19 protein-coding genes are annotated in these 21,117 nt (G+C 64.7%); 8 read left to right on the top strand and 11 right to left on the bottom strand.

Features of this window, described 5'->3' with window-relative positions:
• Positions 1-95 precede the first annotated feature (95 nt).
• Positions 96-1,124 carry a MerR family transcriptional regulator gene (locus AQ611_RS09610; RefSeq protein ID WP_069234340.1) on the top strand — a complete coding sequence of 343 codons (1,029 nt, stop codon included), beginning with the start codon at positions 96-98 and terminating at the stop codon, positions 1,122-1,124.
• 117 nt (positions 1,125-1,241) lie between these two features.
• Entirely contained in the window at positions 1,242-2,126 is an 885-nt protein-coding gene (locus AQ611_RS09605) for an MBL fold metallo-hydrolase (RefSeq protein WP_069234339.1), read from the top strand.
• A 183-nt stretch (positions 2,127-2,309) separates the two neighbouring features.
• On the opposite strand, the gene AQ611_RS09600 is transcribed toward AQ611_RS09605, so the two are convergent.
• The 4 genes from AQ611_RS09600 to AQ611_RS09585 all read right to left on the bottom strand — a co-directional run bounded on the left by AQ611_RS09600 (position 2,310) and on the right by AQ611_RS09585 (position 6,376).
• Positions 2,310-3,128 (bottom strand): ABC transporter permease subunit, encoded by an 819-nt coding sequence (locus tag AQ611_RS09600; protein ID WP_059519397.1) that lies wholly within the window; start codon positions 3,126-3,128, stop codon positions 2,310-2,312.
• Positions 3,125-4,054 (bottom strand): ABC transporter permease subunit, encoded by a 930-nt coding sequence (locus tag AQ611_RS09595; protein ID WP_059519395.1) that lies wholly within the window; start codon positions 4,052-4,054, stop codon positions 3,125-3,127. Before AQ611_RS09595 ends, AQ611_RS09600 begins: the two co-directional genes overlap by 4 nt.
• Positions 4,051-5,193 carry an ABC transporter ATP-binding protein gene (locus AQ611_RS09590; RefSeq protein ID WP_069234338.1) on the bottom strand — a complete coding sequence of 381 codons (1,143 nt, stop codon included), beginning with the start codon at positions 5,191-5,193 and terminating at the stop codon, positions 4,051-4,053. Before AQ611_RS09590 ends, AQ611_RS09595 begins: the two co-directional genes overlap by 4 nt.
• 88 nt (positions 5,194-5,281) lie before the next feature.
• Complete coding sequence (locus AQ611_RS09585; RefSeq protein WP_059519406.1) at positions 5,282-6,376, bottom strand: polyamine ABC transporter substrate-binding protein; 1,095 nt, start codon at positions 6,374-6,376, stop codon at positions 5,282-5,284.
• Between the two features lie 73 nt (positions 6,377-6,449).
• Between AQ611_RS09585 and AQ611_RS25490 the strand changes: the two genes are divergently transcribed.
• The gene (locus AQ611_RS25490; RefSeq protein ID WP_146011801.1) at positions 6,450-6,701 is read left to right on the top strand and encodes a hypothetical protein; all 252 of its coding nucleotides are present in this window, start codon (positions 6,450-6,452) and stop codon (positions 6,699-6,701) included.
• Positions 6,702-6,910: 209 nt separating this feature from the next.
• Positions 6,911-7,114: a DUF1289 domain-containing protein gene (locus AQ611_RS09580; protein ID WP_059519392.1), complete on the top strand. Its 204-nt coding sequence runs from the start codon at positions 6,911-6,913 to the stop codon at positions 7,112-7,114.
• 106 nt (positions 7,115-7,220) lie between these two features.
• Here the strand turns inward: AQ611_RS09580 and AQ611_RS09575 are convergent, their stop codons facing one another.
• The 3 genes from AQ611_RS09575 to AQ611_RS09565 all read right to left on the bottom strand — a co-directional run bounded on the left by AQ611_RS09575 (position 7,221) and on the right by AQ611_RS09565 (position 10,711).
• A complete protein-coding gene (locus tag AQ611_RS09575) occupies positions 7,221-7,865 on the bottom strand; it encodes an OmpW/AlkL family protein (RefSeq protein ID WP_059519390.1) in 645 nt (214 codons plus the stop codon).
• Positions 7,866-7,939: 74 nt separating this feature from the next.
• Positions 7,940-9,130: an NAD(P)H-dependent flavin oxidoreductase gene (locus tag AQ611_RS09570; RefSeq protein WP_069234337.1), complete on the bottom strand. Its 1,191-nt coding sequence runs from the start codon at positions 9,128-9,130 to the stop codon at positions 7,940-7,942.
• A 144-nt stretch (positions 9,131-9,274) separates the two neighbouring features.
• Positions 9,275-10,711, bottom strand: a complete 1,437-nt coding sequence (locus AQ611_RS09565; RefSeq protein ID WP_069234336.1) for an aldehyde dehydrogenase family protein — start codon at positions 10,709-10,711, stop codon at positions 9,275-9,277.
• A 421-nt stretch (positions 10,712-11,132) separates the two neighbouring features.
• Here AQ611_RS09565 and AQ611_RS09560 point away from each other — a divergent pair, with 421 nt between their 5' ends.
• On the top strand, positions 11,133-11,561 hold the full coding sequence (locus AQ611_RS09560; RefSeq protein WP_083237274.1) for an antibiotic biosynthesis monooxygenase family protein: 429 nt from the start codon (positions 11,133-11,135) through the stop codon (positions 11,559-11,561).
• Between the two features lie 335 nt (positions 11,562-11,896).
• Here the strand turns inward: AQ611_RS09560 and AQ611_RS09555 are convergent, their stop codons facing one another.
• Both AQ611_RS09555 and AQ611_RS09550 read right to left on the bottom strand, forming a co-directional pair.
• Entirely contained in the window at positions 11,897-13,489 is a 1,593-nt protein-coding gene (locus AQ611_RS09555) for an ABC-F family ATPase (RefSeq protein ID WP_059519380.1), read from the bottom strand.
• Between the two features lie 358 nt (positions 13,490-13,847).
• Complete coding sequence (locus AQ611_RS09550) at positions 13,848-16,313, bottom strand: AsmA family protein (protein WP_069234335.1); 2,466 nt, start codon at positions 16,311-16,313, stop codon at positions 13,848-13,850.
• Between the two features lie 135 nt (positions 16,314-16,448).
• Between AQ611_RS09550 and AQ611_RS09545 the strand changes: the two genes are divergently transcribed.
• Both AQ611_RS09545 and AQ611_RS09540 read left to right on the top strand, forming a co-directional pair.
• Positions 16,449-17,144 carry an ABC transporter ATP-binding protein gene (locus tag AQ611_RS09545; RefSeq protein ID WP_069234334.1) on the top strand — a complete coding sequence of 232 codons (696 nt, stop codon included), beginning with the start codon at positions 16,449-16,451 and terminating at the stop codon, positions 17,142-17,144.
• Positions 17,141-17,959: an ABC transporter permease gene (locus AQ611_RS09540; RefSeq protein WP_059519375.1), complete on the top strand. Its 819-nt coding sequence runs from the start codon at positions 17,141-17,143 to the stop codon at positions 17,957-17,959. The genes AQ611_RS09545 and AQ611_RS09540 overlap by 4 nt, the downstream gene beginning before the upstream one ends.
• A gap of 46 nt (positions 17,960-18,005) precedes the next feature.
• Here the strand turns inward: AQ611_RS09540 and AQ611_RS09535 are convergent, their stop codons facing one another.
• A complete protein-coding gene (locus tag AQ611_RS09535) occupies positions 18,006-18,551 on the bottom strand; it encodes a DUF6013 family protein (RefSeq protein ID WP_069234333.1) in 546 nt (181 codons plus the stop codon).
• A 351-nt stretch (positions 18,552-18,902) separates the two neighbouring features.
• Here AQ611_RS09535 and serB point away from each other — a divergent pair, with 351 nt between their 5' ends.
• Positions 18,903-19,748, top strand: a complete 846-nt coding sequence (gene serB / locus AQ611_RS09530) for a phosphoserine phosphatase SerB (RefSeq protein ID WP_059519371.1) — start codon at positions 18,903-18,905, stop codon at positions 19,746-19,748.
• Positions 19,749-19,812: 64 nt separating this feature from the next.
• On the opposite strand, the gene AQ611_RS09525 is transcribed toward serB, so the two are convergent.
• Positions 19,813-21,000 carry a cystathionine beta-lyase gene (locus AQ611_RS09525; RefSeq protein ID WP_069234332.1) on the bottom strand — a complete coding sequence of 396 codons (1,188 nt, stop codon included), beginning with the start codon at positions 20,998-21,000 and terminating at the stop codon, positions 19,813-19,815.
• Between the last annotated feature and the right edge of the window lie 117 nt (positions 21,001-21,117).

Below are 21,117 nucleotides of genomic sequence, written 5' to 3'. Positions count from 1 at the left end.
ACGCCGATCATTGCGCGATTCTTGTTCCACAACGCTTGACCCTCACGCGACGTCAGGCTTCAACCTTCAGTTGCGCACGAAATGGAGGCCCGGATATGCTGCTCAAAATCGGAGAACTGGCAAAACGCAGCGGACTGACCGTCCGCACGCTGCACCACTACGACGCGATCGGCCTATTGAAACCTTCAGCGCGCGCCGACAACGGCTATCGGCTGTACAACCGCGACGACGTCGCCCGGCTCCATCAGATCCAGGCGCTACGCCGTTTCGGCCTGACGCTCGCCGACGTCGGCACTCACCTGTCCCAGCCCGGCACGCCGCTCACATCGATCGTCGAGCGCCAGATCGCGATGCTCGATCGGCAGATCGCGCAAGCGGCGCGGCTGCGCGAACGCCTCGCGCAACTGCATTGCGCGCTCGCCGACGGCCGGCAGCCGGAACTGGCCGATTGGCTCAACACCCTGGAATTGATGACCGTGTACGACAAATACTTTTCTGAAGACGAACTCGCACGCCTGCCGATGTACCAAAACAGCCAGACGCCCGACCCGGAGTGGGTCGCGCTCGTTGCCGACGTGCGCGGGCTAATGGAAAGCGGCGTGCCGCCCGAGGACGAGCGAGCGCGCGTGCTCGCGGATCGCTGGATGACGATGCTCGTGCGCGACACGAACGGCGATCCGCGCCTGCTCGCGAAGCTGAACCTGATGCACGACCAGGAGCCGTCGATGCAGGCGCACATCGGTATCTCGACCGAACTGCGCGACTATGTGCTGCGCGCGTTCTCCGAAACGAAGATGCGGATCTACGAGAAATACCTGTCGCCCCGCGAGATTCGCTTCATGCGCGCGCACTACGGCGAAAGCGCGATGGCATGGCCGCAATTGATGGGCGACGTGCGCGATGCGCTCGACGCCGGCGTGCTGCCTGCGTCGCCGGAAGGCCAAGCGCTCGCGCGGCGCTGGATTGCGCTGTTTAGCAGCTACGCCGGCGACGATCCCGCCACGCAACTCAAGTTCCGCCAGGCGCTCGCGAACGAGCCCGCGCTGATGACGGGTACTTGGGTCAACGATACGCTGCTCGATTTCGTGCGTGACGCCGTCGCGCACCTGACGCCGTCGCGCTGATCTCGCCGGGCGCCGCCGCGCTTGACGAACGCGCGGCGGCGCCCGCAACGCCCGCAGCGGACTGCGATGCGATAATCCCGTCATCCGTTCACGTCATCCGTTCGAAGGAGCCCATTCGTGACCACCGCGTCCGCGATTGCCGTCGAAGGTTTTTTCGATCCGGCGACCAGCACCGTCAGTTACCTGCTGCTCGACACCACCCGCAACGAATGCGCGTTGATCGACAGCGTGCTCGACTTCGACCCGAAGTCCGGCCGCACGCGCACCGCGAGCGCGGACAAGCTGCTCGAGCGCGTGCGGGCGCTCGGCGCGCGCGTGCGCTGGCTGCTCGAGACGCATGTGCATGCCGATCATCTGTCGGCCGCGCCTTATCTGAAGAGGCAAGTGGGCGGCGAGATCGCGATCGGCGCGGCCGTGGTTCGCGTCCAACGGGTGTTCGGCACGCTGTTCAATGCCGATACGAGCTTCGCGCGCGACGGCAGCCAGTTCGACCGTCTGCTCGAGGACGGCGACACGCTGCCGCTCGGCACGCTGACCATCCGCGCGCTGCACACACCGGGCCATACGCCCGCCTGCATGACCTATGTGATCGACGACGGCGGCACCCTCGCCGCGTTCGTCGGCGATACGCTGTTCATGCCGGACTACGGCACCGCCCGCTGCGATTTCCCCGGCGGCGACGCGCGCGTGCTGTACCGGTCGATCCGCAAGGTGCTGAGCCTGCCCGCCGACACGCGCCTTTATCTGTGCCACGACTATCAGCCAGGCGGGCGCGCGGTGCAATACGTCAGCACGGTGGCCGAGCAGTTGCGCGCGAACGTGCACGTGCGCGACGGCGTGTCCGAGGACGAATTCGTCTCGATGCGCACCGCGCGCGACGCGACACTCGATATGCCGATGCTGATGCTGCCGTCGGTGCAGGTCAACATGCGCGCCGGGCACCTGCCCGAACCCGAGGACAACGGGCTGCGCTATCTGAAAATCCCGCTCAATGCGCTTTGACGCACCGGCGCGCCGGCGACGGGCGCGCATTGACACGCCACGACAAGCCCGACGATAAAAAAAGCCCGTGCGGCACACGCACGGGCTTTTTCCCGATACTTCCCTCGTCGGCGGATCAAGCGACAGGCCGCACGGCATCCGGTATCGCCGCACCCGCCGAACGCGCTATCGCCGGCAACCGCGTCAAGCCACCGCCGCCGTCCTTTTCCGCTCCTGACGCTGCATCACGAAATTCGCGCCGATGACGCCGATCGTCACCGCGACGATGAAAAGCGTCGCGAGCGCGTTCATTTCCGGATTCAGGCCCAGCCGCACGCGCGAGAACACCACGAGCGGCAACGTCGTCGAGCCGGGGCCGGACAGGAACGCGGACAGCACGAGATCGTCGATCGACAGCGTAAACGACAGCAGCCACCCCGACACGAGCGCCTGCGAAATCAGCGGCAGCGTGACGGCAAAGAACACCTTGAGCGGCGTCGCGCCGAGATCGAGCGCGGCTTCTTCGAGCGACGGATTCAGTTCGCGCACGCGCGACTGCACGATGATCGCGACATACGAGATGCACAGCATCACGTGGCCGAGCCAGATCGTGAACACTCCGCGGCCCGCCGGCCAGCCGAACCATTTGCCGAGTTCGATAAACAGCAGCAACAGCGAGATCCCCTGAATCACCTCGGGGATCACGAGCGGCGCGTTGATCATCCCGCTGTACAGCGCGAAACCGCGAAAACGGCCCATCCGCGCAAGCACGAAGCCCGCCCACGTGCCGATGGCGACCGATGCGAACGCCGTCATCACGGCGATCTTCAGCGACAGCCACGCAGCGGCGATCAGCTCGTCGTCCTCGATCAGCGCCGCATACCAGCGCGTCGAAAAACCGGACCAGACCGTGACGAGCTTCGATTCGTTGAACGAATAAACGACGAGGCTCACAATCGGGATATACAGGAATCCGAAGCCGATCGCGAGCATCAGCACCTGCAGGAAGCGATTCGGTTTCATCGACGCCGCCCCTCCTGCTCCTTCGCCTGGAAGTGCTGGAACATCGCCATCGGCACGAGCAGCAGCAACACCATCGCGCAAGTCACGGCTGACGCCATCGGCCAGTCGGCATTATTGAAGAACTCATTCCACATCACGCGACCGATCATCAGCGTGTTCGCACCGCCGAGCAGCTCGGGAATCACGTACTCGCCGACGGCCGGGATGAACACCAGCAGGCAGCCGGCGATGATGCCGTTCCGCGACAACGGCAGCGTGATCTGCACGAACGCCTTCCACGGCTTCGCGCCGAGGTCGTATGCGGCTTCCAGCAGGCGCAGGTCCATCTTCACGAGATGCGCGTACAGCGGCATCACGAGGAACGGCAGATATGAGTACACCATCCCGATATAAACGCCGGCATTGGTGCGATACAGCTCGATCGGCGCGCTGATGAGGCCCGTCCACATCAGAAAGTTGTTCAGCAGACCGTTGTTCTTCAGGATGCCGATCCAGGCATACACGCGGATCAGGAACGACGTCCAAAACGGCAGCATCACCGCCATCATCAGCAGGTTGCGCGTGCCCGGATTGGAGCGCGCGATGTAATACGCCATCGGATAGCCGAGCAGCAGGCACAACAGCGTCGTGACCGCCGCGACGACGACCGAGTTCACATAGGTCGCGAAATACAGGCTGTCGCTGAACAGGAATGCGTAGTGCTTCAGGTTCAGCGCGATGTGCAGCACGCCGTCCTGAATCGACGTGAGTTCCGTGTAAGGCGGAATGCCGAGCTGCAATTCGGCAAAGCTGATCTTGACGACCAGCACGAACGGCACGAGGAAAAACAGCACGAGCCAGAAGAACGGGCCCGCGACAACCGCCGTGCGCCCGGTCAGACCGAACCGCTTCACCGGCCATGCGAACAGAGACGAAAGCGCGCTCATGACGTCAGCACCACGCCGGCCGATGCGCTCCAGCGCACGTAGATTTCGTCGCCCCAACCAGGCGAATCGAGTTCGGCGATCGCGAGGCTCGACACGTTCGCGATCACCGTCTTGCCGGATTCGAGCTTCACGTGGTACAGCGAATAGCCGCCCATGTACGCGACATTCGAGATGACGCCGCGCCCCCAGTTATATGCGCCGTCGGCGGGCTTGCGCGTCAACGCGATCCGCTCGGGGCGCACCGACACCGTGACCGGCATCCCGAGCGGCCCCGTGATCCCGTGGTTCACGTACAACTGGCTCGGCAGATCCGCGGATTCGATGAACACGTGATCGGGCTCGTCCTCGACGGTCGTGCCCTCGAACAGGTTCGTCGAACCGATGAATTCGGCCGAGAAGCGGCAGTTCGGATATTCGTAGACTTCGTTCGGCGTGCCGATCTGCACGATCTGGCCTTCGCTCATCACCGCGAGGCGGCTCGCCATCGTCATCGCCTCTTCCTGGTCGTGCGTGACCATGATGCAGGTGACGCCCACCTTGTCGAGAATGTTGACGAGTTCGATTTGCGTGCGCTGGCGGATCTGCTTGTCGAGCGCGGACATCGGCTCGTCGAGCAGCAGCAGCTTCGGCCGCTTGACGAGCGAGCGCGCGAGCGCCACACGCTGCTGCTGGCCGCCCGACAGCTGATGCGGCTTGCGGCTCGCGTAGCGGCTCATTTGCACGAGTTCGAGCGCGGCGTGCACGCGCTCCTTCAGCTCGGCCTTCGGCACGCCTTCCTGCTTCAGGCCGAACGCGACGTTCGCCTCGACCGTCATGTGCGGGAACAGCGCATACGACTGGAACATCATGTTCACCGGCCGCTTGTAAGGCGGCATCTGCGCGAGATCCTCGCCGTCGATCAGGATCTTGCCCGACGTCACCGTCTCGAGGCCGGCAAGCATTCTGAGCAGCGTCGACTTCCCGCACCCGGAACTGCCGAGAAGCGCGAACAGCTCGCCCTTGTGCACGTTCAGGTCGACGTTGCGCACCGCGACGGTCTCGCCGAACTTCTTGACGACGTCGACGATCTGGACAAAATTTTCGGCGCGCGTATCCGCGCCCGCCGCGCCTGCCGCAGGCGCGCCCGACTGACTATTCATGATCTGCTGTTTTGCTCCTACGTTTGACGAACAAAGCCCCCGGGAGCACCAGGGGCTTCAGAAGGCTGTCATGCTGCCGCGCGTGGCGTCAGCGTCCCGATTTCAACTCGGTCCAAAGGCGCGTCTGCAGCCGCTGAATCTCGGGCGGCAGCGGCTTCAGCAGGAACAGCGTCTTCAGCACGTCCGGATGCGGATAGACAGCCGGATCGTTCGCGACGTCCGCACGCACGTACTTGCGCGCCTCGGCGTTCGCACTCGGGTAATAAACCGCGTTCGTGATCGCCGCGTGAACCTTCGGATCCTCGATGTAGTTGATCCATTGCAGCGCGGCATCCTTGTTCTTCGCGTCCTTCGGAATCGCCATCACGTCGAACCAGACCGGCGCGCCGCCCTTCGGAATGTAGTACTCGACCTTATACGGCTTCTTCGCCTCGAGCGTGCGGTGCTTCGCGATCACGACGTCGCCCGACCAGCCGAAAGCAAAGCAGATGTCGCCGCCGACCATGTCGTTGATGTAGCCCGACGAGTTGAACTGCGTGATGTACGGGCGGATCTTCTTGAGCACCTGCATCGCGGCCTGATAGTCAGCCGGGTTCGTGCTTGCCGGGTCCTTGCCGATGTAGTGCAGCGTCGCCGCGAACATCTGGTCCGGCGCATCAAGCACCGACACGCCGCAGCTCTTGAGCTTCGAGATGTTCTCGGGCTTGAACAGGATGTCCCAATTGTCGAGCGGCACGTCGCCGAGCAGCTTCTTCGCCTTGTCGATGTTATAGCCGAGGCCCGTCGTCCCATATGCCCACGGCACCACATATTTATTGCCCGGATCGGCGCCCGCGACGAGCGACATCAGCTGGGGGTCGAGATACTTGAGGTTCGGCAGCTTCGATTTATCGAGCGGCGCGAAAATGCCGGCCGCGATCTGCTTGCCCGCGTAATTGCTGGTCGGCACGACGATGTCGTAGCCCGAATTGCCGGTCAGCAGCTTGGCCTGCAGCGTGTCGTCGCTGTCGTAATTGTCATAGCGGACCTTGACGCCCGTTTGCTTTTCGAAATTCGGGATCGTGTCCTTCGCAATGTAGTCCGACCAGTTATAGACGTTGAGCTGCGTATCCTTCGCCGCCGCCACCGACGCGCCCGCGCACAATACCAGCGCCGCCAACCGGCCCGCCACCTTTGCCTTCATCCCGTTCTCCCAGATCGAACCGATTCGATCGCCATGAGCCTCGTCATCGCGGCGCATTGTTGCGCGCCGCCCCATGAAAACCCCGAAAGCTACCATTAATCCGGGGCCTCCACAAAAATTTCCCACCTTTGTCGCACAAACGGAACACATTCGGTCTGCCAGTTGCGCCAATCCGGTGCAACAACGCGCTGCTATGCAATGGGTGCGCGCAATTTTATCGGGTTCTGACCGTGGGATCATCCGGAAAAACGGTCGGCTGGCGCCCTATCCGGCGGCTGGAATTCGGGATGCCGACGGCTGGCATTCAGTCGGCATTCAATGGTGACGGCGAGATGGGAAGCGGCGGGCATTGGCGGCCTGCGGCTGCCGGTGCGGTGCCTCGGTGTTTTGGTGTTTGACGGAACGCCGCGGCGGCGCGCCGCCCGCCGCTCGTGCGCGCAGCCCTGGCAAGCGCGCGCATCGCGCCCGCCTACGCGGCATGCGTTAACATAACGGCTTGCCGTTCACGCCCGGCTCCGCCGAACTCGATACTCAATGACCTCGAATCTTCACGACAAACCCGACAGCCCATGCATCGGCGTCTGCTCGACGCTCTTCGACGAAATCTGCAAAGGCTGCGGGCGCACGGCGGTCGAAGTCGCGAACTGGGTGTTCATGACCGATGCCGAAAAACAGGCGGTGTGGGCGCGCATCACGCGGGAAGGCACCGCCATGCGCTTCAAATACGACAAGCCATGAGCAGCATGGGCCGCTGCATCCGCGGCGCGCCCGAGTAGACGCAAAAAAAGACGGCACGCGTACAGCCATGCCGCCAACCCCAACACTTGTTCGATGCTGCCAGGCGTCAGAACTTCATCCCAAGACCAACGCCGACGACGAGCGGATCGATGTTCAGCCGGCCGATCGGCTTACCGCCGAGCGTCGCATCGGTGTGCATCCAGATTTTCTTCAGATCGACGTTGACGAACAGCTTTTTCGTCACCTGCACGTCGACGCCGAATTGCAGCGCCGGGCCGAAGCTATGATTGCTGATGCCGACGCCCTCTCCGCCCACGCGCAAACCGTTGTTGTAGAACAGCGTGTAGTTGATGCCCGCGCCGACATACGGGCGCACGCTGCCGGCATGATTGAAGTGGTATTGCAGCAGCAGCGTCGGCGGCAATACGCCGACGCCGCCCAGATTGCCGAGCGACGAAGCGACCTGGTGCCGTGACGTGCCGAGAATCAGCTCGACGCCCAGGTAATCGCGAATCATGTACGTGAAGTCCAGTTCGGGGACGATCGCGTTGTTCACGCCGACATTCAGCGCTCCCAGCGTATCGCTTGCACGGTCCTGCGGCACGATGCTGATCGCGCGAACGCGCGCGATGATGTCGCCTTGATGGATGCCTTCGCCGGGTGAGGCCGCGTGCGACAGCGAAGGAACCATCGCAAGGACAGCCGCGCAGGCGATGGCGTGAATGCGGATATGAGCGGTTTGACAACGCATGATGATTAAGCTCCCTAGGAACAGCCCCCATTTTCCCGGGAGGGGTTCCCGCTTGCCTTGATGCGTATCAAGCTTCAAGCGAGCGAGAACGATGGACGTTTTGCCGCAGGCTCAGGCGCGACGCCCGTCAGCAGCAATTCGAGCAGATCGCGCACGCTGCGGATCGCGTGCCCGAACGGCAGCGCTTCACGGCCGCGGAAGAAAAGTCCGTTCGCGACGTCGCCGCGCAGCGCGGCGGCCAACCGCGTATCGATGCAGAAATGGCCGAAACGCTCGACGCCGTCCCGCCATCCGCACACGCTCAGGCATTCGAGCGCGGATGGACAACGCTGCTTGAGCGCGCCGAGCTTCGCGCGGATACGCGTCTCATGCCGCAGATAGCGCTCGAGCCACGGCGTTTTCACCGCGCGCGCGGGCAGTCCCGTGACGCTGATAAACTCTACGATATCGTCGGGCGTCGCGTTCGCGAGCACATGCTTGAAATTGGGATGCGCGTCGCCTTCCTCGGTGACGGCGAACGGCGTGCCCACCTGCACGCCGTTCGCGCCGGCGGCGAGCGCGTCGCGCACCGCGCGGTGGCTGTTGATGCCGCCCGCGACGATGAGCGCAATGCGCTCGCGTTCGATTCCGAGCGTGGCGAACGTCTGCGCGGTTTCATCGAGCACGCGCGCGAATTCGAAGCGCGGATCGCTGATGTCATCGACGCTCGCCACGCCCAGATGGCCGCCCGCGTGCGCCGGATGTTCGATTACGATCGCATCGGGCAAGCGGCCTTTCTTCATCCATTTCTTCAGCACCAGCGCGATCCCGCGGCTGTCCGACAGAATCGGAATCAGCGCGATGTCGTATCCATCGGTGAGTTCCGGCAGATCGAGCGGCAGCCCCGCGCCCATCACGATCGCGTCCGCGCCGAATTCGCACGCGACGCGCACGTAGTCCGCATGCGAGCGCACCGCTTTCATCACGTTGACGGCAATCATGCCGCGGCCCTCGCTCCAGGTCTTCGCGAGGCTGATCTCGCGCGCGAGCGCTTCGAGGTTCGCCGCCTCCAGCGTCTCGCGAACGGGTTCGCGCCGGCAGCGCTCGAGCAGATCCGCGTGGTGGTGGCGCAAATCGATGCTCGCGATCGTGCCGAGCGCACCTTCGCGCGCCACGCTGCCCGCCAGCCGGTGTGCGGAAATACCCACGCCCATCCCTCCCTGTACGACGGGCAGCAACGCACGGCCGCGAATCATCAACGGCGGAAAAGAAAGGGAAGCGATCATCGAAGCCTCGTCAAAACGGCAGAAAAGATTCGATGATCAGCGATTGCCGCCGCCGCATATTGACCGCCATCAAAGAAAAACGGCATGCCGCGCAAGCAGGCGGCATGCCGTCCAAGACCGGCCGGAACGGACGTGCAGCCGCGTTCAGACCGTTTTTTTGACGCGTAGCTGCATCGATTTGTATTCCAAATATTCGTCGAGCCCGTACACGCCGTTTTCGCGGCCGATTCCCGACTGCTTGAAGCCGCCGAACGGCGCGGCCACGTTCCATCCGCCGCCGTTGATATCGACCTGCCCGGTGCGGATGCGCCGTGCGACGCGCAGCGCGCGTTCGTCGCTGCCCGCCCACACCGCGCCGCCTAGGCCGTATGGCGAATCGTTCGCGATCCGTACCGCGTCGTCTTCGTCGCGATACGTGATGATCGACAGCACCGGGCCGAAGATCTCCTCCTGCGCGATCGTCGCATCCGGCCTCACGCGGCCGAATACCGTCGGTTTCGCGAAAAACCCGCGCGACAGCCCGTCCGGCATGCCGGGGCCGCCCGCGATAAGTTCCGCGCCCTCGTCGAGGCCGCGCCGGATATAGTCCTGCACCCGCTTCTGCTGGGCAGCCGACGCAAGCGCGCCGAGCCGCGTCGCTTCATCGCGCGGATCGCCCGGGACAAAGCTCGCCGCCGCCGCCTTCGCCAGTTCGCGCACCTCGTCGTAGCGCGACTCCGGCACGAGCATGCGCGTGTGCGCCGAACACGTCTGGCCGGCATTCAGATAGCACGAGGACACCGTGCCCTTCACCGCCGCGGCGAAATCCGCATCGTCGAGAATCACCGACGCCGATTTGCCGCCCAGTTCGAGCGCGACGCGCTTCACGCCCGCCGCGGCAAGCTCGGCCACGCGCTTGCCCGCGCGCGTCGAGCCGGTGAACGACACCATGTCGACCTGCGGCGCGCTGGCAAGCGCCTCGCCGACGACCGATCCGTACCCGCACACGAGGTTGAAGACGCCGGCAGGCAATGCGGCGTCATGAATCGCTTCGGCAAGGATGAACGCGTTGAGCGGCGCGATTTCGGAAGGCTTGAGCACGACAGTGCAACCCGCCGCGAGCGCAGCCGCGATCTTCAGCGTGATCTGATGCAACGGGTAGTTCCACGGCGTGATCGCCGCGACGACGCCGACCGGCTCGCGCACGACGAGCGAATTGCCGACTTGCTCCTCGAACGCATGGGTTTCGGCAAGCTTCGCATACGCGCCCCAGTTGTATATCGGCCCGCTCACCTGGATGGCGCGCGACAGCTTGATCGGCATGCCGACCTCGCCCGTGATCGACTGCGCGAGTTCCTCGCTGCGCGCCTTCAGGTTGTCGGCGATCCGGCGCAGGTAACCGGCGCGCTCGGCGGGCGGCGTCGCGGCCCAACCGTCGAACGCGGCGCGCGCCGCCGCGACCGCCGCCAGCGCATCATCGGCGATGCCTTCGGGAATGCGGCCGATCGCCGCCTCGGTGGCGGAATCGATTACGTCGATCGTGCCGACGCCGGCGCTCGGACGCCATGCCCCGCCGATATAGAACTGATCGTAGATTTTCATCGTCTCGCTCCTGGGTCGACGCAAACGAGCATTGTACTCAGCGCAGATGACGTGTGCGCGAGCAGCGCGACGCGTGCGGATACCTTGCGCGCGCGAAAATTCTGATGCTTGCCGCCGAAACCGACGAGTAAGCCACCAGCAAATACGGAAGGCGCTCCGCGCTATTCAATAGCGCAGCCAAGCGGCCAAAGCAAAGTCATTTCCGAAGCGCCGTTGACACTTACGCAATCTCTACTACTATCTTTGTCATTCGCATCAAAAAGCACGTTGCTTTACCGCCGAGCCGCGAGCGGATTAAATATATTATTCCGCGCATAATCGCTTCGATTTTCAATCAACAATATCAGGAGTATTTTATCGATCGATCAATCAACCGCCAACCACCAATTCAAGTCATTCCCGCCACTGAAGGAAATCATCGATGAAACGCGTTACCTCAATACTGACGCCCTCGTTAATCACACTCGCCCTCGCAAGCACCGTTACTTTGGCCCAGCAAACATCCCCGGCATCTGCCGACAAGCCGATCCATCACGATATTTTCATTACGCTTAAAGACAAGAGCCCCGCCGCCGTTCAAAAACAACTCGAACTCGGCAGAAAATACCTTACCAATCACCCCGGCGAACTGTCGTTCTCCGCGACGGTCCTGGCGCAGAATTTAACGCGTCACCAGCAGGTATCCTATCTCTTCAACGAAGACAACTTCGACGTGGCTTTTCATTTAGTATTTTCCGGCCGAAGCGCGCATGACAAATACCAAGTCTCCGATGCGCACGTCAAGCACTTCATCCCGCAGAGCAATCCGAACTGGGTAAAGATCCGCGTCTTCGATTCCGTCGAGCCTTAACACCTGTGACCATTCGGAAGAGGCAGACACGCCTCGGTACGTATCTCACCTTATCGGCTCGACTTTGATACTGCCACTGCGACGCGCCTCGGACACATGCCGGAGACGTTGCGCCTTTTCCGTTCGGCGAGATAATACGTCATATGTGCCGATTTTTATAAATCGTTTTTTTAACGAATATCTTATCTGCAATTTTTCTTAATTTCTTATTGATCCGTGATCCACCAGGGATAAAGCGCCTGCCGCCGAACCCAAAGCGCTTCATCCCCGGTTGAAACAATAATGAATGATCGGATGCTTCTACAGGCAGATTTTCATGCCCTCAAGGACACGATTTACTGAATACCTTTACTTGCCAGAAAATCCTCGTAATTGCCGCCGAAGTCGACCAGCGTGCCGTCCGTGCGCACTTCGATGATCCGGTTCGCGAGGCCGCTGACGAACTCGCGGTCGTGCGACACGAAGATCAGCGTGCCTTCGAATTTCTCGAGCGCGATTTGCAGCGACTCGATCGACTCCATGTCCATATGGTTGGTCGGCTCGTCCATCAGCAGCACGTTGTGGCGGCCGAGCATCAGCTTGCCCCAGATCATCCGGCCCTTCTCGCCGCCCGACAGCACCTTCACCGATTTCTTGATGTCGTCCGCCGAGAACAGCAGGCGGCCGAGCGTGCCGCGCACCATCGTCTCGTCGTCGCCGTCCTTGCGGTACTGGTCGATCCAGTCCATCAGCGTGATGTCGTTCGGGAATTCCTCATAGGTGTCCTGCGGCATATAGCCGACGTTCGCGTTCTCGGCCCACTTCACCGTGCCGTGATCGAGCGTCAGGTTGCCGTACAGCGCGCGCAACAGCGTCGTCTTGCCCGCGCCGTTCTCGCCGATGATCGCGATGCGCTCGCCCGGCTGCACCGACAGATTGAAGTTCTGGAAAATCGTGCGCTCGTACTGCTTCGTGATGCCTTCGGCCACCACCGCGATGTTGTGCAGCTTCTTGTCGAACTCGAAGCGGATGAACGGATTCTGCCGCGACGACGGCTTGAATTCCTCGATCTTGATCTTGTCGATCTGCTTGGCGCGGCTCGTTGCCTGACGCGCCTTCGATTTATTCGCCGAGAAACGGCGCACGAAGTCCTGCAGTTCGGCCACGCGTTCCTTCGCGCGCGCGTTCGCCGCGGCCTGGCGCTCGCGCGCCTGGGCAGACGCGAGCATGTAGTCGTCGTAGTTGCCCGGCCAGACCTTCAGCGTGCCGTAGTCCATATCGGCCATGTGCGTGCACACCGAGTTCAGGAAGTGACGATCATGCGAAATGATGATCATCGTCGAGTTGTAGTTGTTCAGCGTGTCCTCGAGCCAGCGGATCGAGTTGATGTCGAGGTTGTTGGTCGGCTCGTCGAGCAGCAGCACGTCCGGATTCGAGAACAGCGCCTGCGCGAGCAGCACGCGCAGTTTCCAGCCGGGCGCGACTTCGCTCATCGTGCCGTTATGGAATTTCTCGTCGATGCCGATGCCGAGCAACAGCGCGCCCGCGCGTGCCTCGGCATCGTAGCCGCCGTATTCGGCGAATTTGGCTTCGAGTTCGGCGGCGTGCATGTAGTCGTCGTCGGTCGCGTCGGGATTCGCGTAAATCGCGTCGCGCTCGGTCATCGCGGCCCACATTTCGGTGTGGCCCATCATCACGACATCGAGCACGCGCACGTCTTCATACGCGAACTGATCCTGGCGCAGCTTGCCGAGGCGCACATTCGGCTCGAGCGCGACGTTGCCCGCGCTCGGCTCGAGATCGCCGCCGAGGATTTTCATGAAGGTCGACTTGCCGCAGCCGTTCGCCCCGATGAGGCCGTAGCGGTTGCCCTCCCCGAACTTGACCGAGATGTTCTCGAACAAGGGCTTGGGCCCGAATTGCATCGTGATGTTGGCGGTAGAAAGCACAGCGTTGCCCCGTTAAGAGGTATGGATCGACGGAAAACCGGATATTTTAGCAGGAGTCGATGAAGCCCACGCCCTGGATATGCACAGGCGCTCCGGTAATCGGGGATGCATCGGCCTATCGCCCCCGGCCGGCCTGGCCGAATGGGCCGGTGCGACATGGCAGCGTATCGCGCGAATAGCCGGCTCGAGCGAACCGTATCAGCCGGCGCCGTGCGCAACCCGGCGATCCTGGCGATACGGGCGGGCCATGTCGATCCGCGCGGCTATTCGCCCCACCGACTCGACCGCCGGCCGACAGACGGTGCGCGACCCGCTGCGTGCGCGCGGCCCACGCCGCGGGCATCCTGTCCCGGCCGGACTATTTCGCCGCCGCGGCCTTGCCCGGCGCCGCCGCTTTCGGCGGCGTCCTGAGTTGCGTGAACATCTGCGCGCACGGCACGTCCTGATTATTGCTCGGCGCGATCAGCGGAATCAGCGCGGCGAATGGATTCAACAGGCCGAGCCCGACCATCGCGCCCGCCCGTAACGCGAGCGCAGTCACGTTCACGCCGACATCCGGCTTCGAAAACGTGCCCTTCACATAGAACGGCGAGCGTAGCGAAAAGATCCGGAACCCCTTCGTCTGCGGATGGATGACCAAATTCAGCGACTCGTCGCGCAGGCTGACGGTGCCGTCGACGCGAATCACCGCGTCGTCGGTATCGAGCGCGAACACCTTCGAATCGAGAATGCCGTTCGTCGCGACGAAATCGATGGCCGCGCAATTGATCCTGACGTCCCGCGCGCCAAACAATTTCTCGTAAACGACGTTCGCGACGTTGAGCCCGGCGGCCTCCATCAGCAGCCGGCTGATCGCGCCGTTCGTGACGAGCGCCTTCATCTCGCCATTGGAGGTCGCCGCGAGCGCGGCGGGTGAATTGCCGGTCGCGGACAATGCGGCGTCGCCGTTGATCTCGCCCAGCGCCGATTGCATCACCTTTTGCGTCGGAAACAGCTGCTTGAGCTTCAAGTGCCTCGCCGCGATCGTGAACCGGCCCTTGAGCGGCGCGCTGCTGCCGTCGAGCCGCGCATCGGTCGCGAGCGTTCCGCCCGCGACGCCGAACTTGAGCGGCACGAGCGACAGTACGCCATCCTGCATCACGATATGCGTGTACAGATCGGTGATCGGCAAATCGCTGCGCTTGACGAGCTTCTTGCCGGTGAATTTCACGTCGACGTCGAGCGCGCGCCAGCGGTCGGTGCGGAACGTTTCGACCGGCAGCACGCGACCGGCCGGCTGCTTCGTCGTATCGCCGCGCTTCGCTTTGCTCGCGGCGGTATCGGCGCCGATGATCGGCGCGAGATCCGAGAATTGCAGCAGATTCGACACGAGCTCGCCCGACAGCAGCGCCCGTGGCTCGCGCTGCGCATACGTGAGCGTGCCGCGCAGATCGCTGCCCCCGACGCGGCCGTTGAAGTTCTCGTAGCGGAACGTGCTCGCATGGCGTTTGAAATTGCCGACGAGACGCCCTTCGGTCGCGTAAGGCGGCGTGTCTGGCAGCGTGATGCCGGCAAGCGGATACAGATGGGACATACTCGCGCCCTGCAGCCACAAGCGCAGGTCGAGCGCCGCGAGATGCGTGGGATCGGTGAGCGTGCCGACGATCGCCAGGCGCGTATCGCCGGCTTTCACGTCGGCTTGCAGCGGAAACGGCCTCGATGCGTCCTGCAACGCGAGCACGCCGCCGAGCTTGCCGGTGCCGTCGATCGGCACGCCCTTGTAGCGACCCTTGACGCTCAGGCCGAACGCGTAGGTGGGGCCGGCCAGCTTCGCCGGCGCGCCCGCGGAGGCAGCCGAAGCGCCGCTTGCGCCGGAGGCGGCGGCAGCGTTGGCGCCGGCGAGCTTGCCGGCTGCCGCGCCGCTCGCGCCGGACGAAACTGCGCCGGGCGCCGCCGAAGCCGCCGTCAGCGCTGAAACCGGCTGCGAAGACGCCGGCGATGTTCCGGACGGCGTCCCGCCCCCCGCCCGGGCCGACGCGGCCCGAGCGCCGCCATTTGCCGCGCCGGCCGCGGGCGCCACCGCGCTCCCACCGGCGCCCGCGGCGGAAACCGACGCCGGAGAAGCCGACGCCGCCCGCGCGGCCGAAGCCTGCGCCGCCATCTGCGCCTTCGCCTTCGCGCTCAGTTGCGCGGCGCCTTTCTTGCCGACGCGCTGCGCCGACGCCGCACGCGAGGTCTGCTCCTGCTGCGCGAGCACGTCGCCCAGTGCAATGGGCTGGCCGAGCGTATCGATCGCCACGGTCAGATCAGCCTTCGTGATCGCATCGCGATACGTGACCCAGCCTTTCGCAAAGCCGAAATTGTGCAATTGCACCTTCCAACGCGAAGGCTGCGCCGATTTCTTGAACTCGAAGGTCCAGTTGTTCCGGCCATCCGCCAGGCGTTCGATGTCGACGGCGGGATTGACGAGTTCGATCGCCGGGATCACGACCTCGTGCGCTAGCAGCGGCAGCACGGCCACCGTGAAATGCGCGCCGCCGAGCGTTGCAAATTGGGGCGCCTTGGCCCAATCCGGATTGCCGACGACAATGTCCGAGGCCGAGAACGTCGGCCACGGCACCCATGCGCGCCAGCCGGTTTCTGTGTCGGGGCGCCGCCAGCCGACCGAAAGATCGCCCCGGATCTCGAACGGCCGGCCGATCGACTCGCTCACCTGTTCGTTGATCCAAGGCTTCGCGCGGTTCCAGTCGAACGCGACGAGGAACACGCCGAGCGCCGCGGCCAGCACCACGATGACGCCGACGATCCACGCCACCGTTTTGCCGAGGGTTCGGGATAGCGTCATGCCAGATTCCGTCGTTGTTGTTCCTGTCTGATCCGGCAGCGCAAACGACATCGCCACCAGCGGACCAGTATTATGACGCACGGTATCCGGTCACCCGCCCCCATTAACCCTTTTTTGCTTTTTTTGCATTTCCTTATGCCAGCCGACGTCCTGATCGAAACGCAGCAGCTTGCCCGCCGCGACGCGGCAAGTGGCAAGACGCTCCTCGCGCCGACCGATTTCGCGCTCAGACCGGGCGAGCGGATCGCGCTCACCGGTCCGTCCGGCGCCGGCAAAAGCGTGTTCCTGCGCGCACTCGCGCTGCTCGATCCGGTCGACGGCGGCACGCTGCTCTGGCGCGGCCAGCGCGTCGCGCGTGCGGCGATTCCGCGTTACCGGCGCAGCGTCGCCTATGTGCGGCAGCGCCCGGCCACCGCGGACGGCACGGTCGAAGCGCTGCTGCGCTACCCATACTCGCTGGCCGTCTACCGCGATGTGCGCTTCGATCGGGCACGCGCGGCGCGCCTCGCCGCGCAAGCCGGACGCGGCGACGATTTTCTCGACAAGGCGGCAAGCGAGCTGTCCGGCGGCGAAGCGCAGATCGCCGCGCTGCTGCGCGTGCTGCAACTCGATCCCGACGTGCTGCTGCTCGACGAGCCCACGTCCGCACTCGACCCGGACTCGGCGCGCGCGATCGAAGCGCTCGTTGCCGCATGGTACGACGCCGCGCCCGGCGCGCGCGCGTATCTGTGGATCTCGCACGATCCCGCGCAGGCCGGGCGGATCGGCCACCGGCGCCTGGCAATGCGCGCCGGCACGCTCGACGACGCAGCGACGCAGGCCAGCCGATGAACGCACCGCTGCAAAACCTGAGCCTCGTCGACGTCGGCATCGCCGCGCTGCTCGTCGCGGTCAACGGCGCGCTGTCGGCCGCGCTGTCGCTCGGCCTCGGCCGCAAGCTCGCATGGGCCGCCGCGCGCACCGTCGTCCAATTGCTCGCGATCGGCTACGTGCTCGGCTGGGTGTTCGGCCATCCGCATTGGTACGTCGTGCTGCCGCTCGTCGCGCTGATGACGCTCATCGCCGGCCTCGCGGGCGCCGCGCGCGGCAAGCGCACCTACGCCGGCCAGCGCATCGACAGCATCGTGTCGATCTGGGCGAGCTGCTGGCTCGTCGCGGCGGTCGGGCTGTTCGGCGTGATTCGCATCCATCCGTGGTACGCGCCGCAATACGCGATTCCGATCGTCGGCATGATTCTCGGCAACACGCTGACGGGCGTGTCGCTCGGCATCGAGCGGATGATGGAGGAACTGACCGCGCGGCGCGATCGCGTCGAAACCGCGCTCGCGCTCGGCGCGACGCGCTGGGAGGCCGCGCGGGACGCCGCGCGGCAAGCCGTGCGCGCGGGCATGCTGCCGACGCTCAACCAGATGGCCGTGGTCGGCGTCGTGAGCCTGCCGGGCATGATGACGGGCCAGGTGCTCGCCGGGCAATCGCCGCTACAGGCGGTCCGCTATCAAATCGTCATCATGTTTCTGATCGCGGCGGCATCGGCGCTCGGCACCGTCGGCGCGGTACTGTCGACCTATCGGCGGCTTTTTTCCGCCGAGCACCGTTTTCTGGCGCAGCGGCTCGTCGAACGGGGCGCGGCGAACGGCGGCGGCTGACGCCCACGCCAGCCAACGCAGCGCCGGCCGCCGCCGGCTCGGTCGCCTACCGCTTGACCGACACCGTGACCTTCGTGCCGTCGCTCAACGTCATCGACTTCGAGCCGCCCGCGGTCGGAATCGATATCCACTTGACCTGGCTCACGGTTACGACGTTCGGGCATTGCAGCGCCTTGCCGCCGGCCGTGACGGCTTTCGCGCCGCTCGGCGCGCTCGCCTGGAAGCTGATCTGCACGTTCGCGATTCCCTTGTCGTCGACCGACGGCGCAAGCCGCACCTGGGTTTGGCGCACCATCGCGCCGTTCGCGTCGCGCGGCAGCGCAGCCGCGTTCGGACACGCGTCGGGCATCGGCGCCGCGCCCCCAGGCGGCACCGACTTCCAGTTGAAGTCGTCGGTTTCGCCGGAGCGGATCTTGCGCGTTTCCTGCATCGTGCCGAACTGCTTCGATTCGACCTTGACCGTATAGCGAAGCTGGCCGTCGTTGCCGCCGAGTATGCTCGCCTTGATGGGCGGCGCGGCATGCGCGGCGGATATCGACAGCAGCGCGGCCGCGCACGGCGCGACGAGCGCCGCCGAAATGCGTTGACTCATGCTGACCCTCCTTGGACGGCGACGGGCTGCGCGAATCGCCGGTTATCAATGCATGACGCTTCTGCCGGTACGCATCGGCACGCCGGGCCGCACCCAGCGTGCCGGCCGGCAAAGCCCCGCGCGAGCGGCGCCGGCGCGGGCCTTGGAGCTTGTTTCGTATCAGTCTACCGCCTGAGGCTCGCCGCGCATCGGGTGTTACCCCTGCTTGCGCATCGCGGCAAACCGGTGTGCGCGCACGGGCGCCGCGTGCGCCGCCGCCCGTGCGCGGGCCGTCCGGCGCGACCGGCTACAATGCCGGTTCGCCGGATCGAGCATCGCGGCGTTCGTCATTGGCTCCACCGTGTCCCATTCATGACCACGAATCTTGTCATCCAAAGCCCCGCGCCGCTATCCGACGCGCACCACAAACCGCTCACCGCGCTCGCGCGCGGCGCGCGCGCCGTCCCGCTCGATGCTCACGCGCTGCGCATCGAGCATGCGGACCCCGCGCAACGGGCCGACATCGCCGTGTATTGCGGCACGCATGCGCTCGACTACGCGTTCGTCGACGCGAACAAACGGCTCGCCGATTTCGGCCTCGTTGCGATGGATATGGACTCGACGCTGATCACGATCGAATGCATCGACGAAATCGCGGATTTCTGCGGACTGAAGGCGGAAGTCGCCGCGATCACCGAAGCGTCGATGCGCGGCGAGATCGCGGATTTCAACGAAAGCGTGACGCGCCGCGTCGCGCTGCTGGCCGGGCTCGACGCGAGCGCGCTCGAGCGGGTGTACGACGAACGGCTGCGCCTGTCGCCGGGCGCCGAGGCGATGCTCGCCGGCGTGAAGGCCGCCGGCCTGAAGACGCTGCTCGTCTCGGGCGGCTTCACCTATTTCACCGAACGGCTGAAGGCGCGGCTCAACCTCGACTATGCGTATTCGAACACGCTGGAGATCGTCGACGGCAAGCTGACGGGCCGGATCGTCGGCGAGATCGTCAATGCGCACGTGAAGGCGCGCAAGCTGCGCGAAACCTGCGCGGCGCTCGGCATCGAGCCCGAGCGCGCGATCGCGATGGGCGACGGCTCGAACGATCTGGCGATGATGGCGAGCGCGGGCCTGTCGGTCGCGTTTCGCGCGAAGCCCGTCGTGCGCGACGCGGCGAGCGTCGCATTCGATCACGTCGGCCTCGATGGGCTGTTGCGTTTGTTCTGAGTTCTGAGTTCCGACGTCGCGCCGCCGCGGCCGCACGCGGCAGCCGCCGGCGGCGCGACCGGGATCACGCGAGCGTATCGGCGAGCGCGCGCTCGATATCCGCGCGCAGATCAGCCTCGTCCTCGAGGCCGATATAGAAGCGCACCAGCGTGCCGCGATGCGGCCACGGCGTGGTGCGCATCGATTGAATGTCGTAAGGCACCGCAAGGCTGCGCGAGCCGCCCCAGCTCCAGCCGATCGCGAACAGCTCCAGCGCCTCGACGAAGCGATCGATCTGCTCGGCGGAATAACGCGCGTCGAACACCACCGAAAACAGCCCGCCCGCGCCGCTGAAATCGCGAACGAACTCAGCGTGGCCCGGACAGTCGGGAAGCTGCGGATGCAGCACCGCGGCGATCTCCGGGCGCGCCTTCAGCCACCGCGCAAGCGATAGCGCGCTCTTGCCGTGCGCCTCGAAACGCACCCGCATGCTCGGCAGGCTGCGCAGCACGAGCGCGCAATCGTCGGCCGACACGTTGAAGCCGAGCCGCATCCGCGCGAGCTTGAGCTTCGCGTGCAGATTCGCATCGGCGGTGATGGTCGCGCCCATCAACACGTCGCTGCCGCCCGATTGATATTTCGTCAACGCCTGCACCGAGATGTCGACGCCATGCTCGAACGGCTTGAACGCGAGGCCGGCCGAATAGGTGTTGTCGATCGCGGTGACGATGCCGCGCTCGCGCGCGAGCGCGGTGATCGCCGGCACGTCGGGCACTTCCATCGTCACCGAGCCGGGCGCCTCGAGCCATAGCAGCCGCGTGTTCGGCCGGATCAGCCCGGCAACGCCCGCCGCGCCGGCAAGCGGATCGTAAAAGCGCACGGTCACGCCGAAATCCTTCGCGAGCCATTGGCCGAGATCGCCATTCGGGCCATACGCGTTGGCCGGAATCAGCACGTCGTCGCCCGCCTTGACGAGGCCGAAATACACATTCACGATCGACGCGAGCCCCGACGGCTGCAACAGCGCGTGCTCGCCGCCCTCGATCCGCGCGAGCTGCTGCGCAAGCGCGAACGACGTGGGCGTCGCATGCATGCCGTAGCGCCATTGATCGTCGCGACGCCAGTCGATGCTGCGCATCGCCGCGAGATCCGGGAAAACCACCGTCGACGCCCGTTCGAGCGGCGCGACGAACGATTCGAATCCGGCGGGAATACGGTCATCCGGCTGGACGATGCGAGTTTGCAAAGCGCGTTTGGACTGGGATGCGGTCATGACTGAAAAGGCTCGGTGCAACGCGAACCTGGTGATGGCAATCCGGGTAGCTTACCGGATTCCCGCGGCGCGATCTGCACTGCCCGAAGCTGCCCGACGTCGCTCGCAGCCGGCCGA

The organism is Burkholderia singularis (genome assembly GCF_001718875.1).
Classification (GTDB): domain Bacteria; phylum Pseudomonadota; class Gammaproteobacteria; order Burkholderiales; family Burkholderiaceae; genus Burkholderia; species Burkholderia singularis.
The sequence above is the reverse complement of the archived record's forward strand: the minus strand, read 5'-3'. Positions and strand labels throughout refer to the sequence as shown.

Excerpts from the sequence above, each read along its gene's own strand:
- AQ611_RS09560 (WP_083237274.1), top strand. The coding sequence starts at position 11,133 with ATGAAACGCGTTACCTCAATACTGACGCCCTCGTTAATCACACTCGCC.
- AQ611_RS09545 (WP_069234334.1), top strand. The coding sequence starts at position 16,449 with ATGCCAGCCGACGTCCTGATCGAAACGCAGCAGCTTGCCCGCCGCGAC.
- AQ611_RS09540 (WP_059519375.1), top strand. The coding sequence starts at position 17,141 with ATGAACGCACCGCTGCAAAACCTGAGCCTCGTCGACGTCGGCATCGCC.
- AQ611_RS09580 (WP_059519392.1), top strand. The coding sequence starts at position 6,911 with ATGACCTCGAATCTTCACGACAAACCCGACAGCCCATGCATCGGCGTC.
- AQ611_RS09565 (WP_069234336.1), bottom strand. The coding sequence starts at position 10,711 with ATGAAAATCTACGATCAGTTCTATATCGGCGGGGCATGGCGTCCGAGC.
- serB (WP_059519371.1), top strand. The coding sequence starts at position 18,903 with ATGACCACGAATCTTGTCATCCAAAGCCCCGCGCCGCTATCCGACGCG.
- AQ611_RS09550 (WP_069234335.1), bottom strand. The coding sequence starts at position 16,313 with ATGACGCTATCCCGAACCCTCGGCAAAACGGTGGCGTGGATCGTCGGC.
- AQ611_RS09535 (WP_069234333.1), bottom strand. The coding sequence starts at position 18,551 with ATGAGTCAACGCATTTCGGCGGCGCTCGTCGCGCCGTGCGCGGCCGCG.
- AQ611_RS09570 (WP_069234337.1), bottom strand. The coding sequence starts at position 9,130 with ATGATCGCTTCCCTTTCTTTTCCGCCGTTGATGATTCGCGGCCGTGCG.
- AQ611_RS09600 (WP_059519397.1), bottom strand. The coding sequence starts at position 3,128 with ATGAAACCGAATCGCTTCCTGCAGGTGCTGATGCTCGCGATCGGCTTC.
- AQ611_RS09525 (WP_069234332.1), bottom strand. The coding sequence starts at position 21,000 with ATGACCGCATCCCAGTCCAAACGCGCTTTGCAAACTCGCATCGTCCAG.
- AQ611_RS09575 (WP_059519390.1), bottom strand. The coding sequence starts at position 7,865 with ATGCGTTGTCAAACCGCTCATATCCGCATTCACGCCATCGCCTGCGCG.
- AQ611_RS09595 (WP_059519395.1), bottom strand. The coding sequence starts at position 4,054 with ATGAGCGCGCTTTCGTCTCTGTTCGCATGGCCGGTGAAGCGGTTCGGT.
- AQ611_RS09610 (WP_069234340.1), top strand. The coding sequence starts at position 96 with ATGCTGCTCAAAATCGGAGAACTGGCAAAACGCAGCGGACTGACCGTC.
- AQ611_RS09585 (WP_059519406.1), bottom strand. The coding sequence starts at position 6,376 with ATGAAGGCAAAGGTGGCGGGCCGGTTGGCGGCGCTGGTATTGTGCGCG.
- AQ611_RS25490 (WP_146011801.1), top strand. The coding sequence starts at position 6,450 with ATGAAAACCCCGAAAGCTACCATTAATCCGGGGCCTCCACAAAAATTT.
- AQ611_RS09590 (WP_069234338.1), bottom strand. The coding sequence starts at position 5,193 with ATGAATAGTCAGTCGGGCGCGCCTGCGGCAGGCGCGGCGGGCGCGGAT.